The organism is Streptomyces sp. NPDC002446 (assembly GCF_053595675.1).
Window position 1 is genome coordinate 1 of record NZ_JBSFYC010000007.1, and the last position, 16,199, is coordinate 16,199.

Below are 16,199 nucleotides of genomic sequence, written 5' to 3' on the forward strand. Positions count from 1 at the left end.
GGCGGCGGCGCCTTCTCCGGCAAGGACCCGTCCAAGGTCGACCGCTCGGCCGCCTACGCCATGCGCTGGGTCGCCAAGAACGTCGTCGCCGCCGGCCTCGCGGCGCGCTGTGAGGTCCAGGTCGCCTACGCCATCGGCAAGGCCGAGCCGGTCGGTCTCTTCGTCGAGACCTTCGGCACCGCGACCGTCGACACCGACAAGATCGAGCAGGCCATCGCCGAGGTCTTCGACCTCCGCCCGGCCGCGATCATCCGCGACCTCGACCTGCTGCGTCCGATCTACTCCCAGACCGCCGCCTACGGCCACTTCGGCCGTGAGCTGGAGGACTTCACCTGGGAGCGCACGGACCGGGTGGAGGCGCTGCAGAAGGCCGCGGGGCTGTAAGGCCACACCGCCGCTCGCTCTGATCACGGCCCCGGACCGCTTGGCGGTCCGGGGCCGTTGGGCTGTGTGCTCGCCGCCGGTCGCTGTCAGTGCCGTCTGCTAAGACTGGAGCTGTGAGCAGGCAGAACGGGCGAGCGGAGGAGGGGGCGTCGGAGATGGGGGAGCAGCTGGCGCTGATCCGGGAGGCCGTGCGGGAGAACAAGGCCGGTCGGGCCAAGCCGCGGACGTGGCGGGGGGCCGAGCTGGCGGCCGAGCTGCCGGTGGCGCGGGTGCTGGTCGACAAGGGTCTGGTGCATCTCGACCGGTACTTCGACTATGCCGTGCCGGCCGCTATGGACGCCGAGGCGCAGCCCGGGGTGCGGGTGCGGGTGCGGTTCGGGGCGGGGGAGAAGGGCGGCCGGCGGGAGGGGGGCAAGCTGGTCAGCGGCTTCATCGTGGAGCGGGTGGCGGAGAGCGAGTACCGGGGGGTGCTCGCGCCGATCGCCCAGGTGCTGTCGGCGGAGCGGGTGCTGAGTCCCCAGTTGCTGGGGCTGTGCCGGGCGGTGGCGGACCGGTATGCGGGGACGCTGGCCGATGTGGTGCAGCTGGCCGTGCCGCCGCGCCGGGCGCGTGCGGAGGCCAAGCCGTCGCCTGCCCCGCTGTCGCCCAACGCGCCGCCGGAGGCCGGGAGTTGGGAGCGTTACGGAGCCGGGCCCGGGTTCCTGGCGGCGCTCGCGCGGGGGGATGCGCCGCGGGCGGTGTGGACGGCGCTGCCGGGGGCGACCTGGCCGCAGGAGCTGGCGCGGGCGGCGGCCGCGGCGCTGGCGGGCGGGCGCGGTGCGCTGGTGGTGGTGCCCGACGGACGGGCCGCGGCGCGGGTGGACGCGGCGCTCGCCGAGCTGGTCGGGCCGGGACGGCATGTCCTGCTGACCGCCGATGCCGGGCCCGAGGAGCGGTACCGGCGCTGGCTCGCGGTCAGCCGGGGCTCGGTGCGGGCCGTGGTCGGGACACGAGCGGCGATGTTCGCGCCGGTCGCCGATCCGGGGCTGGTCGCGCTGTGGGACGACGGCGACGCCAGCCACAGCGATCCGCATGCGCCGCAGCCGCATGCCAGGGAGGTGCTCATCCAGCGGTCGGTCAGCGAGCGGGCCGGCTTTCTGCTGGGCGGGCTGAGCTGCACGGTCGAGGCGGCGCAGCTGGTCGAGACGGGCTGGGCGCGGCCGCTGGCGGCGGAGCGCGCCCAGGTGCGGGCCGCGGCGCCGGTGGTGCGTACGGTCGGCGAGGGCGACGAGGCGCGCGATGCCGCGGCGCGGGCGGCCCGGCTGCCGACGATGGCGTGGCAGGTGGTCCGGGAGGGGCTGAAGCAGGGGCCGGTGCTGGTGCAGGTGCCGCGCCGCGGCTATGCGCCCCGGCTCGCGTGTGAGCGCTGCCGTACGCCGGCGCGTTGCCGGGCCTGTGCCGGTCCGCTGGAGTCGCCGGCAGCGGGGCAGCTGGGGTGCGCCTGGTGCGGACGTCCGGAGCCGGACTGGCACTGCGCCGAGTGCGGCGGTGCCCGGCTGCGGGCGCAGATCGTGGGGGCGCGGCGGACGGCGGAGGAGCTGGGCCGGGCGTTTCCGGCGGTTCCGGTGCGCACGTCCGGGCGTGACCATGTGCTGGCCACGGTCCCCGAGGCGCCCGCGCTCGTGGTGAGCACCCCGGGCGCGGAGCCGGTGGCCGAGGGCGCCGGTTATGCGGCCGCGCTGCTGCTGGACGGCTGGGCGCTGCTCGGACGGCCGGATCTGCGCGCCGGGGAGGAGGCGCTGCGCCGCTGGCTGGGCGCCGCCGCGCTGGTCCGCGGCCAGGGCGAGGGCGGCACGGTCGCGGTGATAGCGGAGCCCACGCTGCGGCCGGTGCAGGCGCTGGTGCGCTGGGACCCGGTCGGCCACGCGGTCCGCGAGCTGGCCGAGCGGGCCGAGCTGGGGTTCCCCCCGGTGTCCCGGATGGCCTCGGTGGCCGGCCGCGCCGCGGACGTCGTCGAGCTGCTGCGGACTGCCGAACTCCCCGAGGGCGCCGAGGTGTTGGGGCCGGTCCCGCTGCCGGTGCCGGATCCCGGACGTCCGCGCCGGCCCGGTGATCCCCCTGCGGGTGAGGAGTGGGAGCGTGCGCTCGTGCGCGTCCGTCCCGGCCAGGGGGCGGCGCTCGCCGCGGCGCTCAAGGCGGCGCGGGCCGCGCGGCTGGTCAAGCGGGAGGGGGAGGCGGTACGGGTACGGATCGATCCGCCGGATCTGGGGTGAGCCCCGGGGGCGGCCCCGCGCGCCCGCGGCTTCGCGGCCCGGGCACGGGCGCCGCGGGCCCCGGACATGGCGCCGCCCCGGGACCGTGGTCGACGGGCGGTCCCGGGGCGTTGGCGAGCGGTGCGTACGAGGCCGCGCCCGGTGCGGCGAGTGGTCAGCCGTTGCGCGGGCCGGGGAGGGCGCCCGGACGGGTCGACTCGTCGCGGCCCGCGGTCCCCGAGGGCTGGGCGGGCATGGAGCGGGCGGCGGGCACGGACGGGGCGCCGGGCAGCCCCGTCGCCATGGTCACCGCCCGGGGCGCGGGAGACGCGGCGGGCTCCGCGGCCCGGGACACCGGCTCGCCGCCGCTGTCGGCGGAGGGCTGGGCGGTGGCCCGGCGGGCGCCGTAACGGCGGTGCACGGCCTGCTTGGTGACCCCGAGCGCCGAGCCCACCGCGTCCCACGAGAAGCCCAGCGAACGGTCGAAGTCGACCGCGGCCGTGACGAGTGTTTCGACGCTGTCCCGCAGCTCCTGGGCCAGGCGCACGGTCGGCGCGGGCGCGCGTCCGTAGACGACGAAGCCGGCGGAGGGTCCGGTGCGCCGCGGCCGGTAGACGTTGCCGAGCTGAGCGGTCAGCGTGCGCAGTGCGTCCACCTGCCGGCGGACCCGCTCGATGTCCCGCACCAGGAGATGCAGGCTGGCGCGTGCCTGGGCGTCGTGGGTTGCGTGGTCGGCCATGAGCAAGCCTCTCGAACCGGCGTGGAAAAGGAAGGGTGAATGCGATCGGGCCGCCAAGGCGGCCCGTCCGGGTCAATGCTGCTTGACCAACGCGACAGCAGCGGCTCTGGTCACGGTATGGGGGCGTACGAGCTTCCGTGCGAGGCGCGGGAAATGTCGTACGCCCCCTGGATTCACCGCTGTGGCTTGGGCCAAGCCCCATAGACTGGTGCGTCGTTCCGCTGCGTGTGAGAGGTAGATCGCCACCTATGAGGCTTGTCTTCGCCGGTACCCCCGAGGTCGCCGTACCCGCCCTCGATGCCCTGATCGCCTCGGACCGGCACGACGTCGTGGCCGTCGTGACCAGGCCCGACGCGCCCGCCGGCCGCGGCCGCAGGCTGGTCGCCAGCCCCGTCGCCCAGCGCGCGGAGGAGGCCGGCATCGAGGTGCTCAAGCCCGTCAAGCCGCGCGACGAGGACTTCCTGGCCCGGCTGCGGGAGATCGCGCCGGACTGCTGCCCGGTGGTCGCCTATGGCGCGCTGCTGCCGAAGACCGCACTCGACATCCCCGCCAAGGGGTGGGTCAATCTGCACTTCTCGCTGCTGCCCGCATGGCGGGGCGCGGCGCCCGTCCAGCACGCGGTGCTCGCGGGTGACGAGGTGACCGGCGCCTCGACGTTCCTGATCGAGGAGGGGCTGGACTCCGGCCCGGTCTACGGGGTGCTGACCGAGGCCGTCCGCCCGACGGACACCAGCGGCGATCTGCTCACCAGGCTGGCGTTCGCCGGTGCCGGACTGCTCGTCGCGACGATGGACGGCATCGAGGACGGCACGCTGGAGGCGGTGCCGCAGCCGGCCGACGGCGTCACGCTCGCGCCGAAGATCGAGGTCGAGGACGCCAAGGTGGACTGGACGGCGCCGGCGCTCCGCGTGGACCGGGTGATCCGCGGCTGCGCCCCCGCGCCCGGAGCCTGGACGGTCTTCCGCGGAGAGCGCCTCAAGCTGATGTCGGCCGCCTCCGCCGCGGGCCAGGCCGAGCTCGGCCTCGCCCCCGGCGAACTCGCCGTCACCAAGAAGGCGGTGTACGTCGGCACCGGCAGCCATCCCGTCGAACCGCTCTGGGTCCAGCCGCAGGGCAAGAAGCCGATGAAGGCCGCGGACTGGGCGCGGGGCGTACGCATCGAGAAGGGCGAGCGGCTGGGGGAGTAGGGGCCGCGTGCCGCGCCGGGGGCGGAGCCCCGCCGTCCTCCCGGCGGCGCTCAGGGGTGCATGCGGGCGCCTTTGAGCACCTTGTCGACCGCGTTGCGCGGCCCGTACACGGCCAGGCCCACCAGATCCAGCTGGTCCTTCGGCACGGCCCGTACCGCCGCGCGGTTGTCCCGGTCGTTGCCGGTGACGAAGAGGTCGGAGGTGAACACCGACCGGGGAAGCGAGCGGGCCAGGGCGCGGCCGTGCGCGGCGGTCAGCGTCTCCTTCGTCCCTTCGAGGACCAGGACGGGCTGACGGAACATCGGCAGGTACGGGGTGCCGTCGGCGTCGGCGTACGGTTCGCCGATCACCTCGGGAAGCTCCGAGCCGAGACCGCTGACCAGGAACGCGGTCACGTTCAGCCGCTGCCAGGGCGCAAGGTCCTCGCGCAGCAGAACGGCGATCTTGGTGTCGAAGCGTACGGGGCTGTGCTGGGTCGTCATGCTCCGAGACTGCCGGCCGCCCCGCCGTACGTTCTTGTACGTTCTTGGCATGCTGGCACGGCAGGAGGTCACCGCGTGGCGCCCGCGGGTCCCGGGCGTCGTGGAGGTCTTCCACGCCCATTTCACCGAGCACGCCTACCCGATGCACGTCCACGACGTGTGGACGCTGCTGATCGTCGACGACGGCGCGGTCCGCTACGACCTGAACCGGCGCGCGCACGGCACCCCGCGGGACACCGTGTCCCTGCTCCCCCCGCAGGTACCGCACAACGGCCAGTCCGCCACCTCCCGGGGCTTCCGCAAGCGGGTGCTCTATCTGGACCTGACCCAGCTGGACGAGACCTTCATCGGCCCGGCGGTGGACGGCCCCGACCTGATCGACACTCTGCTGCGCCGGCGAGTCGGACAGCTGCACGCGGCACTGTCGCGCCCGGGCGACGAACTGGAGGCGGAGAGCCGCCTCGCCCTGATCGGGGAGCGGCTGCGCGGCCATCTGCGGCCCCGCCGCGTCGCCTGCCCGCCCCAGCCCGTCCGCGGGGTGGCGCACAGTCTGCGGGAGCTCCTGGACGAACGGTTGCCGGACGGCGTGAGCCTGGACGAGGCCGCCAAGCTGGTGCACGCCCACCCCACGCACCTGGTCCGGGCGTTCACCACCGCCTTCGGCATCGCCCCGCACCAGTACCTGATGGCCCGCCGGGTCGACCGCGCCCGCAGGCTGCTCCTCGACGGCCGGTCGCCCGCCGAGGTGGCGGCCGCGACCGGCTTCTACGACCAGCCGCATCTGACCCGGCACTTCAAACGGCACGTGGGCATCACCCCTGGTCGCTATGCCCTCCGGCCGTCCCCGTGGGCCGCCGGCGTCGGGCCCGCGTAGGCTGGGGCACCACCCCCATCCCGTATCCGGAGCACCTTTTCTGTGAGTGAGCAGCCTCGCCGTCGCCCCAGCAAGCCCCATCGCCGGCCGAAGAAGGACCCCGTCAGGATCCTCGCCTTCGAGGCGCTGCGGGCCGTCGACGAGCGCGACGCGTACGCCAACCTCGTCATGCCGCCGCTGCTGCGCAAGGCGCGGGAGCGCGGTGACTTCGACAGCCGGGACGCGGCGCTGGCGACGGAGCTGGTCTACGGGTCGCTGCGGCGCCAGGGCACCTACGACGCGATCATCGCGCAGTGCGTGGACCGGCCGCTGCGGGAGGTGGACCCGCCGGTCCTGGACGTGCTGACGCTCGGCGCCCACCAGCTGCTCGGGACCCGCATCCCCACCCACGCCGCGGTCAGCGCGAGCGTCGAGCTGGCGCGGGTGGTGCTGGGCGATGGCCGGGCGAAGTTCGTCAACGCGGTGCTGCGCAAGGTCGCCGCGCACGACCTGGACGGCTGGCTGGAGCGGGTCGCCCCGGAGTACGACGAGGACCCCGAGGACCACCTCGGCATCGTGCACGCCCACCCCCGCTGGATCGTCTCGGCGCTGTGGGACGCCCTCGGCGGCGGCCGCGCCGGTATCGAGGACCTGCTGGAGGCGGACAACGAGCGCCCCGAGGTGACGCTGGTGGCACGGCCCGGCCGGGCCACCACGGAGGAGCTGCTGGCGGCCGCCGGCGAGGAGGGCGCGCTGCCCGGGCGCTGGTCGCCGTACGCGGTCCGGCTCGCGGAGGGCGGCGAGCCCGGCGCGCTGGACGCGGTACGCGAGGGGCGCGCCGGAGTGCAGGACGAGGGCAGCCAGCTGGTCGCCCTGGCGCTGGCGAACGCACCGGTCGAGGGAGCCGACCGCGCCTGGCTCGACGGCTGCGCGGGCCCCGGCGGCAAGGCGGCGCTGCTGGCCGCTCTCGCCGCGGAGCGCGGCGCCGCACTGCTGGCGTCGGAGAAGCAGCCGCACCGTGCGCGGCTGGTGGCCCGTGCGCTGGAGGGCAACCCCGGTCCCTACGCGGTGATCGCCGCCGACGGCACCCGCCCCGCTTGGCGGCCCGGCGCCTTCGACCGGGTGCTGATGGACGTGCCGTGCACGGGTCTGGGCGCGCTGCGCCGCCGCCCCGAGGCCCGCTGGCGCCGCCGCCCAGAGGACCTGGACGGCTTCGCCCCGCTCCAGCGTGAACTGCTGCGGCAGGCGCTCGCGGCGGTGCGGGTCGGCGGCGTCGTCGGCTATGCGACCTGCTCGCCGCACCCGGCCGAGACCCGGGCCGTGGTGGACGACGTCATCAAGGGCCGCGGCGGACCGCCGGCGCAGGTGGAGTGGGTCGACGCACGGCCGCTGATGCCGGGCGTACCGGCGCTCGGCGACGGCCCGGACGTCCAGCTGTGGCCGCATATGCACGGTACGGACGCGATGTACCTGGCGCTGCTGCGCCGGACGGGCTGAGGCGCGGCGCGACCGTCGAGCCTGCGGCGGAGCCGGGCGGGACCCGACCTGAGGGCCGGGCGGCCGCCCGGGGCGGTCCCGCCTCCGACCCTTTCCGGCCAGGACGCCATACTGGTGGCATGGCCTTGATCAACCCCAGCATTCTGTCCGCAGACTTCGCCCGGCTCGCCGAGGAGGCGAAGGCCGTCGAGGGCGCCGACTGGCTGCACGTCGACGTCATGGACAACCACTTCGTCCCGAACCTCACCCTCGGCGTGCCGGTCGTCGAATCGCTGCGCAAGGCGACGGACACCCCCCTCGATCTGCATCTGATGATCGAGGACCCGGACCGCTGGGCACCGCAGTACGTCGAGGCCGGGGCCGGTTCCGTGACCTTCCACGCGGAGGCGGCGGCCGCGCCGGTGCGGCTGGCGCGGGAGATCCGGGCCAAGGGCGCGCGGGCGTCGATGGCGCTCAAGCCGGCCACCCCGATCGAGCCGTACGAGGATCTGCTCCCCGAGCTCGACATGCTGCTGATCATGACCGTGGAGCCGGGCTTCGGCGGCCAGGCGTTCCTGGACATCATGCTGCCGAAGATCCGCCGCACCCGTGAGCTGATCTCCCGGCACGGGCTGGAGCTGTGGCTCCAGGTGGACGGCGGGGTCTCCGACGCGACGATCGAGCGGTGCGCGGAGGCCGGCGCCGATGTGTTCGTGGCCGGTTCCGCGGTCTACGGCGCGGACGACCCGGCCAAGGCGGTGCGCGACCTGCGGGAGAAGGCCGAGGCGGCGACCGCGGCGGCGGGCTGGGGCTGCGCACACTGAAATCTATTCGGAAGGTCTTTTCGGAACAGGGGGTCGGTGGCCCGGCGATTTCGGGACACGGGAGCGGGCGGTCCGGCCGGATTTCGCCAGGGGAATCGCCTTGTGGCACGGCCGCGCCGCCAATTGTCCGTGGCGCAATCGAGCGTTCACGGCCGCCGGGGCGCTGATGGTCCCCGTTGCCCCCGGGTTTCTGAAAGGATGAGCAAAGACTCGATCAGATGCGCAAAAGGGGAGAATTTCGTGGTAGCCAGCCGCCCACAGTCCGGAATGGGCCCTGCCGAGCTGGTGCAGGCTGCGGCCATGGCCCGCCGTTTCTATCTTGAGGGAAAGTCGAAGATCCAGATCGCGGAGGAGTTCGGCGTCAGCCGGTTCAAGGTCGCGCGGGTGCTGGAGACGGCACTGGAGCGTGATCTCGTACGGATCGAGATCCGGGTGCCCTCCGAGCTGGACGCCGAACGCTCCGACGCCCTGCGGGCCCGCTACGGCCTGCGGCACGCGGTGGTCGTCGAGTCGCCCGCGGACGCTCCCCCCGCGTTCGGCGGCCAGACCCCGCCCGAGGACGCCGCCGACCCCGAGAACCTCGGTGAGGTCGCGGCCGACCTCCTGGGTGAGCTGGTCACCGAGGGCGATGTGCTCGGGCTCGCCTGGGGCCGTTCGACCATTCACATGGCGGCCGCGCTGCACCGGCTCCCGCCGTGCACGGTCGTGCAGTTGACCGGGGTGTACGACGCGGGCACCGCCGACCGCGGCTCGGTCGAGGCGGTGCGCCGCGCGGCCGACGTCTCCGGCGGCGAGGCGCACCCGATCTACGCGCCGATGCTGCTGCCCGACTCGGCGACCGCCGAGGCGCTGCGCCGGCAGACCGGCATCGCCCGCGCCTTCGAGTACTTCGACAAGGTCACCGTCGCCTGTGTCTCCATCGGCTCCTGGGAGCCGGGCGTCTCGACCGTCTACGACATGCTGAGCGAGCAGGAGCGGGAGCACTACGCCTCGCTGGGCGCGGCCGCCGAGATGTCCGCGCACCTCTTCGACGCCGAGGGGCGGCGGATCGGCCGCGACCTGGGCGAGCGGTGCATCACGGTCGAGGCGGACCGGCTGCGCCGGATCCCGGAGGTCGTCGCCATCGCCGGCGGCCGGCGCAAGGCCGCGGCGATCGGCGCGGTGCTGCGCTCCGGGCTGGTGACGAGCCTGGTCACGGACACCGCGGCGGCCGACCATCTGCTGCTGGAGACCGGCCCCGGGCCGCGTCCCGCGCTGGACCGGGCGGATCCTGACGGGGCGTGATGCCCGCCGGGGGCCGGTGACCGGCCACCTGAAGCGCTCGCCGCCGGCCACCCTCCGACGCGCGCACCGGCGAGCGGCCTTCGCACGCCTGTGACAGCATCGGCGCCATGGAGATCAGCTCCGCCCCGCGCCGTGCCGCCGCCGTCCTCGGCGCGCTGCTCGCCGGCCTGCTCCTCGTCCTGACGGGCTGCGCCACCGGCGGGGCCGACAAGGGGAGTTCACACGGATCGCCGCGGGCCGCCGCCACGGCCGTCACCCCCGCGCCGGGCACCTCTGCCGTTCCGGACTGGGCGCAAGGCCTGCCGGTCGTCCCGGTCGGCGCGCTGCCCTCCCAGGCGCGGGACACCCTGCGGCTCATCGACGCCGGCGGGCCCTTCCCCTACCGGCAGGACGGGACCGTCTTCGGCAACCGCGAGCGGCTGTTGCCCCGTCAGCCGCGCGGCTACTACCACGAGTACACGGTCCCCACGCCCGGCTCCCCGGACCGCGGCGCCCGCCGTCTGGTCACCGGCCGGAGCCATGAGACGTACTACACCGACGACCACTACCGAAGCTTCAAGGCGGTGCTGAGATGAGGTTCCTGTCTTTGACGGCGGCGGTTCCGGTGCGGCCGGGGGGCCGGGGGTTGGCCCCCTCGGGTTGCGGTGAGGCGGTGCTGCGATGACCGGGTCGGTGCCGCGGCCGCTTGCGGCGGTGCTCGACGGCAGTACGCCTGCGGGGGTGCTGACCTGGCCCGCCGAACGCCCGGTGGCGGATGCGCTGGCGGCGGCGCGCGAGGCCGGCTGGCGCGGCGCGTCGCTGGAGCTGGACGGGGCCGAGGACAAGGCCGCCTTCATGGAGCGCTGTGCCCGTGCGCTGCGGCTGCCGGCCTGGTTCGGCCACAACTGGGACGCGCTCGCCGACTGCCTCACCGACCTGTCCTGGTGCCCGGCCGACCGCGGCCGGCTGCTGGTCGTCACGGACTGGCAGGGCTATGCCGCCGCCGCGCCCGAGGACTGGCGCATCGTGGAGTCCGTCCTCGCGGACGCGGTGGGCTTCTGGCGCGACACGGACACCGGGCTGGCCGTGATCATGGCCAGGGGGCGGGGCCGGCAGGGGGTGTAGCACCCGGACGGAGCGGTCCCGGCGCACCGGGACCGCCCCCGTTGGCGGATCGCACACATGGCCCAGCCCTAGCTCGGACAATCGTATGAGCCCTGGTCAGGGCCCGTATCCTGGCCATATGCGATTCCTGAATCCGAAGAACGGCGCGCTCGAAGAGAGTTCTTCGGTGCCCTACGACCTGACCTACGACGATGTGTTCATGGTGCCCGGCCGCTCCGCCGTGGGCTCCCGCCAGGGTGTCGACCTCTCCTCGCCCGACGGCACCGGCACCACCATTCCTCTCGTGGTCGCCAACATGACGGCGATCGCCGGCCGCCGGATGGCCGAGACCGTCGCCCGCCGTGGTGGCCTGGTCGTCATCCCGCAGGACATCCCGATCGATGTCGTCACCGACGTCGTGACCTGGGTCAAGCGCCGTCACCTGGTCCTGGACACGCCGATCGTGCTCTCGCCGGTGGCGACCGTCGCCGACGCGCTGTCGCTGCTGCCCAAGCGGGCGCACGGCGCCGGCATCGTCGTCGAGGGCGGCCGCCCGGTCGGTGTCGTCACCGAGCACGACCTGGCCGGGGTGGACCGCTTCACCCAGGTTTCCGAGGTCATGTCGAAGGACCTGCTGGTCCTGGACGCGGACATCGACCCGCGTGAGGCCTTCAACCGCCTCGACGCCGCCAACCGCAAGCTCGCGCCCGCGGTCGACGAGAACGGCATGCTGGTCGGCATCCTCACCCGCAAGGGCGCCCTGCGCGCCACCCTGTACACCCCCGCGACCGACGCCAACGGCAAGCTGCGGATCGCCGCCGCCGTCGGTATCAACGGCGATGTGGCCGGCAAGGCCAAGGCGCTGCTGGACGCCGGCGTGGACACGCTCGTCGTGGACACCGCGCACGGCCACCAGGAGACGATGATCAGCGCGATCAAGGCCGTCCGGGCGCTGGACCCGCAGGTCCCGATCGTGGCGGGCAACATCGTCGCCGCCGAGGGCGTCCGCGACCTGATCGAGGCCGGCGCCGACATCATCAAGGTCGGTGTCGGACCGGGCGCGATGTGCACCACCCGCATGATGACCGGCGTCGGCCGGCCGCAGTTCTCCGCGGTGCTGGAGTGCGCCGCCGAGGCCCGGAAGTACGGCAAGCACGTCTGGGCCGACGGCGGGGTGCGCCACCCCCGCGACGTCGCGATGGCGCTGGCCGCCGGCGCGTCCAACGTCATGATCGGCTCCTGGTTCGCCGGCACGCTGGAGTCGCCCGGCGACCTCCAGCACACCGCCGAGGGCCGCCCGTACAAGGAGAGCTTCGGGATGGCCTCCGCCCGTGCGGTGCAGCGCCGTACGAGCGAGGAGTCGGCCTACGACCGGGCCCGCAAGGCGCTCTTCGAGGAGGGCATCTCCACCTCGCGGATGTTCGTCGACCAGGCGCGTCCCGGCGTCGAGGACCTGATCGACTCGATCATCGCGGGCGTCCGCAGCTCCTGCACCTACGCGGGCGCCGCCTCCCTGGCGGAGTTCGCCGAGAAGGCCGTGGTCGGCGTGCAGAGTGCCGCCGGCTACGCCGAGGGCAAGCCGCTCCACGACAGCTGGAGCTGACGCGTCACAGGGCCGCCCAGCGGTCCACCAGCACGGCTCGACCGGCCCCGCACCGTATTCGGTGCGGGGCCGGTCGCGTATCCGCACACCCGGAGTGTCCACCCCTTGGACACCGTCGCCGCCGCCCGCCCGACCGCTGCCCGAAACGCAACGAACCTCCGCTCTCCACTTTGGCGCGCAACGATCGTCCGCGGTTGCGCAAGGAACCCGCATTACGGCAGGTCAGCGGCGGCCCGTAAGGTCATGCGCTGTACGTGGAGTGGCGGAGACCGTCTGCTCGGCGGTCTCCTGCTGCAGGGGCTTCGGCATGCCTGCACACGGCCGCCGCCGGTCGCCGTCATCCGAATCCGCCTTGACCAGGCAGCGATAAAGGAGCCACCCCAGTGTTGGAGCACGGCGCAGCCCCACCCGCAGGGGACAGCGACATTCGGCCACCCGCCCCCGGAGGCCTCGGCACCAGACTGATGCGGCGCAAACCGGTCGAGCGGCTGGTCGCCGAGGGCGGCAAGGGGGAGGGCGGTTCGCTCCGCCGCTCCATGGGCGTATGGCATCTGACCATGATCAGCATCGGTGCCACCCTCGGTACCGGCATCTTCGTGGTCCTCGGTGAGGCGGTGCCGGACGCCGGGCCCGCGGTCGTCATCTCCTTCATCATCGCCGGTATCACCGCGCTGTTCTCGGCGCTGTCGTACGCGGAGCTGGCCGGCACCATCCCGGTCTCCGGATCCTCGTACTCCTACGCCTACGCCACCCTCGGCGAGCTGGTCGCCTGGGTCTGCGGCTGGTGTCTGATCCTGGAGTACGGCGTCTCGGTCGCGGCCGTCGCGGTGGGCTGGGGCGAGTACCTCAACGAGCTGCTCGACGGCGTCTTCGGCTTCACCATCCCCGACGCGCTGTCCGCGCCGCCCGGCGACGGCGGCATCTTCAATCTGCCGGCGCTGCTGGTGGTGCTGCTGGCGATGGCGTTCCTGCTGGGCGGGGCCAAGGAGAGCGCGCGGGCCAACACGATCATGGTGATCGTCAAGATCGTCGCGCTGCTGCTGTTCTGCGGTGTCGCCGTCCAGGGCGTGCGGTCCGGCAACTACGAGAACTTCATGCCGATGGGCATGGCGGGCGTCAGCGCCGCCGGCGCGACCCTGTTCTTCTCCTACATCGGCTTCGACGCCGCCTCCACGGCGGGCGAGGAGGCCAAGAACCCGCAGCGCGACCTGCCGCGCGCGATCATGCTCTCGCTGGTGATCGTCACCGCGCTGTACTGCCTGGTCGCGGCGATCGCCGTGGGCGCGCTGCCGTGGCAGAAGTTCCAGGGCTCGGAGGCCGCGCTGGCCGGGATCATGACGGCGGTCACCGGCCAGAGCTGGTGGGCGGTGCTGCTCGCGTTCGGCGCGGTCATCGCGATCGCCAGCGTCGTGCTGACCGTGCTCTACGGCCAGACCCGCATCCTCTTCGCGATGTCCCGGGACGGCCTGGTGCCGAAGGTGTTCTCCAAGGTGCACCCCAAGAGCGGTGCGCCGCGCGCCAACACGGTGATCGTCTCGCTGTTCTGCGGAGTGCTGGCCGCCGCGGTGCCGCTCGGCCAGCTGGCCGACGCCACCAGCATCGGTACCCTCTTCGCCTTCGCGCTGGTCAATGTGGCCGTGATCGTGCTGCGCCGGACGCGTCCCGACATGCCGCGGGCCTTCCGTACGCCGCTCTCGCCGCTCTTCCCGGCGATCGGCTTCCTGCTGTGCGTCTACATGATGGGCAGCCTCGGCACCGTGACCTGGGTGGTCTTCGGTGTCTGGATGGCCGTGGGCCTTGTGGTCTACTTCGGATACGGCTTGCGCCGCTCCCGATTGGCCACGTCAGAGAAGTGATCCACCCGCAGTGCGACTGAACGATCTCGACGAACGCATCGTCCACGCCCTCGCCGAGGACGCCCGCCGCAGCTATGCGGACATCGGCCAGGAGGTCGGCCTGTCCGCACCGGCCGTCAAACGCCGGGTGGACCGGCTGCGGGCCGACGGGGCGATCACCGGCTTCACCGTACGGGTGGACCCGGCCGCGCTCGGCTGGGAGACCGAGGGCTACATCGAGATCTACTGCCGCCGCAACACCTCGCCCGAGGCGATCCACCGCGGCCTGTCGCGCTACCCGGAAGTGGCGTCCGCCTCCACCGTCACCGGTGAGGCGGACGCCATCGTCCAGGTCTTCGCCTCGGACATGCGCCACTTCGAGCGGGTGCTGGAGCGGATCGCGGGCGAGCCGTTCGTGGAGCGGACGAAGTCCGTACTGGTGCTCTCGCCGCTGCTGCGGCGCTACAGCTCGGGCGCGCCGGGCTAGGGCCTGTCCGGTGGGTCTTGGCCGGAAAGGCCCGAGGGCCGTCAACAGGCCCTTCAAGCTCCCCGGCCCCCTCAGGCCTCCGCCCCTCAGGCCTCTGCCCCCAGGCCCGCCGGCAGTCGCGGCGGCGTCCCCTGCGTCCAGGCGATGCGCAGTGACGAGGCCGCGATCCGCCAGCCGTCCGCGGTCCTGACCAGCTCGTTGTCGGCGTGGCCCGCCGAGATGAAGACCTCCCCGGAGCCGTCCGCGAGGACATGGGTGCTCAGCTGGGCGCCACGGGCGGTGGCGCGGTCGCCGTCGATCTCGATGACGGCATTGCTTCCCAGGTGCACGGTCCGGTCGAACAGGGCCATCCCGCGCCGGACGTGCGCGAGCAGGGCGTTGCGCCCCCGTACGGTGCCGATGGGCATCTCGGCGGTGACGTCCTCGGTGTGGAAGGCGCGGGCCCATGCCTCGTCGAACCGCCCCTCGTCCAGGGAGCGGAGGTAGCGGTCCAGCAGGTCGGTGATCTCGGCGCGGTCGGTCAGGTACTGGATCTGGTGCTGCATCGCTTCGGTGTCCATGGCGGAGATCCTGCTACCTCAAGCGAACTTGAGGTCAAGGAGGTCAAGGAGGTCGAGGAGGTCAAGGCGTCATGGCCGGAACCGCGGGCCGCGCCCGCCGACCCGCCCGCCGCGCACTACAGTCCGGTGGATTAACGCCCACCGCAAAGTCTGGACTCCATGATTGCGCGACACGCATCCATCGATCTGAACCTGCTGACGGCCCTGGACGCCCTCCTGGAGGAGGAGAGCGTGACCGCGGCCGCCGACCGCCTCGGGCTCTCCGGGCCCGCCATGAGCCGCGCCCTCGGCCGGATCCGCCGTACGATCGGCGACCCCGTGCTCGTGCGGGCCGGCCGCCGCATGGTGCCGACGCCGCGCGCCCTGGAGATCAGGGCCGAGGTGCGCCGGCTGGTGGAGGCGGCACACGGTGTGCTCGCCCCCTCCGCGCCCGCCGACCCGGCCGCGCTGGCCCGGGTCTTCACCCTCAACAGCAACGACCTCCTCGTCACCGCAGTCGGCCCCCGCCTGGTCGCCCTCGCCGCCAAGGAGGCGCCGAAGGTCGTGCTGCGCTTCCTGGGGGAGAGCCATATCGATGTGCCGCTGCTGCGCGACGGCGCCGCGGATCTGGAGCTGGGCGTCATCGACAGCCGCGAACCGGAGATCCGTACGGAGGAGCTGTTCACCGAGCGCGGTGTCGCCGTGGTCCGCGACGGGCACCCGCTGACCACCGTGAAGCTCACCCCGCGCCGCTACGCCGACGCCGTGCACGTCAACTTCTCCCGCCGCGGCCGGCTGACCGGCCCCATCGACACCGCGCTCGCCGAACTCGGGCTGCGCCGCAAGGTGATCGCCACCGTCCCCACCTTCGCCGCCTCGCTGATGATGGTCCGCGACAGCGACGCGGTCGGCCTGGCCAACGAGCTGACCGCGGCGTCGGCGATGCGCGGGCTGGGCCTGCGCACCCTGCCGATACCGCTCGATCTGCCGCCGATGACCATGGCGATGGCCTGGCACCCCCGCCAGGAGGCCGACGCGGGGCACATCTGGCTGCGCGGCCTCGTCCGCCGGGCCGTCGCCGAGGCGATCGGAGCGCCGCCCGCCCCCGCGTGAGCGCGCCGCCGCTCCGCTTCCGGTGCCCTCCACGCGCCCCGGGACCCCCGCTCCCACCTGCGCGAACGGCGGGCGCAAC

The 16,199-nt window shown here is 73.7% G+C and carries 16 protein-coding genes; 13 read left to right on the forward strand and 3 right to left on the reverse strand.

What is annotated here, in order from left to right:
- The coding region (locus ACWD6P_RS06105) for a methionine adenosyltransferase domain-containing protein (protein ID WP_451442835.1) at positions 1-384 on the forward strand (384 nt) is incomplete at its 5' end.
- 113 nt (positions 385-497) lie between these two features.
- Positions 498-2,636, forward strand: a complete 2,139-nt coding sequence (locus ACWD6P_RS06110; protein ID WP_451442836.1) for a primosomal protein N' — start codon at positions 498-500, stop codon at positions 2,634-2,636.
- A 154-nt stretch (positions 2,637-2,790) separates the two neighbouring features.
- Here the strand turns inward: ACWD6P_RS06110 and ACWD6P_RS06115 are convergent, their stop codons facing one another.
- Positions 2,791-3,354 (reverse strand): hypothetical protein, encoded by a 564-nt coding sequence (locus ACWD6P_RS06115; RefSeq protein WP_451442837.1) that lies wholly within the window; start codon positions 3,352-3,354, stop codon positions 2,791-2,793.
- Positions 3,355-3,602: 248 nt separating this feature from the next.
- Here ACWD6P_RS06115 and fmt point away from each other — a divergent pair, with 248 nt between their 5' ends.
- A complete protein-coding gene (fmt, locus tag ACWD6P_RS06120) occupies positions 3,603-4,541 on the forward strand; it encodes a methionyl-tRNA formyltransferase (protein WP_451442838.1) in 939 nt (312 codons plus the stop codon).
- A gap of 50 nt (positions 4,542-4,591) precedes the next feature.
- On the opposite strand, the gene ACWD6P_RS06125 is transcribed toward fmt, so the two are convergent.
- Entirely contained in the window at positions 4,592-5,023 is a 432-nt protein-coding gene (locus ACWD6P_RS06125) for a DUF2000 family protein (protein ID WP_451442839.1), read from the reverse strand.
- Between the two features lie 49 nt (positions 5,024-5,072).
- Between ACWD6P_RS06125 and ACWD6P_RS06130 the strand changes: the two genes are divergently transcribed.
- The 9 genes from ACWD6P_RS06130 (at position 5,073) to ACWD6P_RS06170 (ending at position 14,468) form a co-directional block, all read left to right on the forward strand.
- Positions 5,073-5,897: an AraC family transcriptional regulator gene (locus tag ACWD6P_RS06130; protein ID WP_451442840.1), complete on the forward strand. Its 825-nt coding sequence runs from the start codon at positions 5,073-5,075 to the stop codon at positions 5,895-5,897.
- A gap of 42 nt (positions 5,898-5,939) precedes the next feature.
- On the forward strand, positions 5,940-7,373 hold the full coding sequence (locus ACWD6P_RS06135) for an RsmB/NOP family class I SAM-dependent RNA methyltransferase (RefSeq protein ID WP_451442841.1): 1,434 nt from the start codon (positions 5,940-5,942) through the stop codon (positions 7,371-7,373).
- A gap of 119 nt (positions 7,374-7,492) precedes the next feature.
- A complete protein-coding gene (rpe, locus tag ACWD6P_RS06140; protein ID WP_451442842.1) occupies positions 7,493-8,176 on the forward strand; it encodes a ribulose-phosphate 3-epimerase in 684 nt (227 codons plus the stop codon).
- A gap of 267 nt (positions 8,177-8,443) precedes the next feature.
- Entirely contained in the window at positions 8,444-9,460 is a 1,017-nt protein-coding gene (locus ACWD6P_RS06145; RefSeq protein WP_399144071.1) for a sugar-binding transcriptional regulator, read from the forward strand.
- A gap of 107 nt (positions 9,461-9,567) precedes the next feature.
- The gene (locus ACWD6P_RS06150; RefSeq protein WP_451442843.1) at positions 9,568-10,035 is read left to right on the forward strand and encodes a ribonuclease domain-containing protein; all 468 of its coding nucleotides are present in this window, start codon (positions 9,568-9,570) and stop codon (positions 10,033-10,035) included.
- Between the two features lie 85 nt (positions 10,036-10,120).
- Complete coding sequence (locus ACWD6P_RS06155) at positions 10,121-10,564, forward strand: barstar family protein (RefSeq protein ID WP_451442844.1); 444 nt, start codon at positions 10,121-10,123, stop codon at positions 10,562-10,564.
- Between the two features lie 118 nt (positions 10,565-10,682).
- On the forward strand, positions 10,683-12,146 hold the full coding sequence (locus ACWD6P_RS06160; protein ID WP_451442845.1) for a GuaB1 family IMP dehydrogenase-related protein: 1,464 nt from the start codon (positions 10,683-10,685) through the stop codon (positions 12,144-12,146).
- Positions 12,147-12,529: 383 nt separating this feature from the next.
- The gene (locus ACWD6P_RS06165; RefSeq protein WP_451442846.1) at positions 12,530-14,002 is read left to right on the forward strand and encodes an amino acid permease; all 1,473 of its coding nucleotides are present in this window, start codon (positions 12,530-12,532) and stop codon (positions 14,000-14,002) included.
- Positions 14,003-14,012: 10 nt separating this feature from the next.
- Positions 14,013-14,468, forward strand: a complete 456-nt coding sequence (locus ACWD6P_RS06170) for an Lrp/AsnC family transcriptional regulator (protein WP_393487901.1) — start codon at positions 14,013-14,015, stop codon at positions 14,466-14,468.
- A gap of 86 nt (positions 14,469-14,554) precedes the next feature.
- Here ACWD6P_RS06170 and ACWD6P_RS06175 read toward each other — a convergent pair whose 3' ends face one another.
- Positions 14,555-15,028 (reverse strand): nuclear transport factor 2 family protein, encoded by a 474-nt coding sequence (locus ACWD6P_RS06175; protein ID WP_451442847.1) that lies wholly within the window; start codon positions 15,026-15,028, stop codon positions 14,555-14,557.
- A gap of 159 nt (positions 15,029-15,187) precedes the next feature.
- Here ACWD6P_RS06175 and ACWD6P_RS06180 point away from each other — a divergent pair, with 159 nt between their 5' ends.
- Positions 15,188-16,120 carry a LysR family transcriptional regulator gene (locus tag ACWD6P_RS06180; RefSeq protein WP_451442848.1) on the forward strand — a complete coding sequence of 311 codons (933 nt, stop codon included), beginning with the start codon at positions 15,188-15,190 and terminating at the stop codon, positions 16,118-16,120.
- The last annotated feature ends 79 nt before the right edge of the window (positions 16,121-16,199 follow it).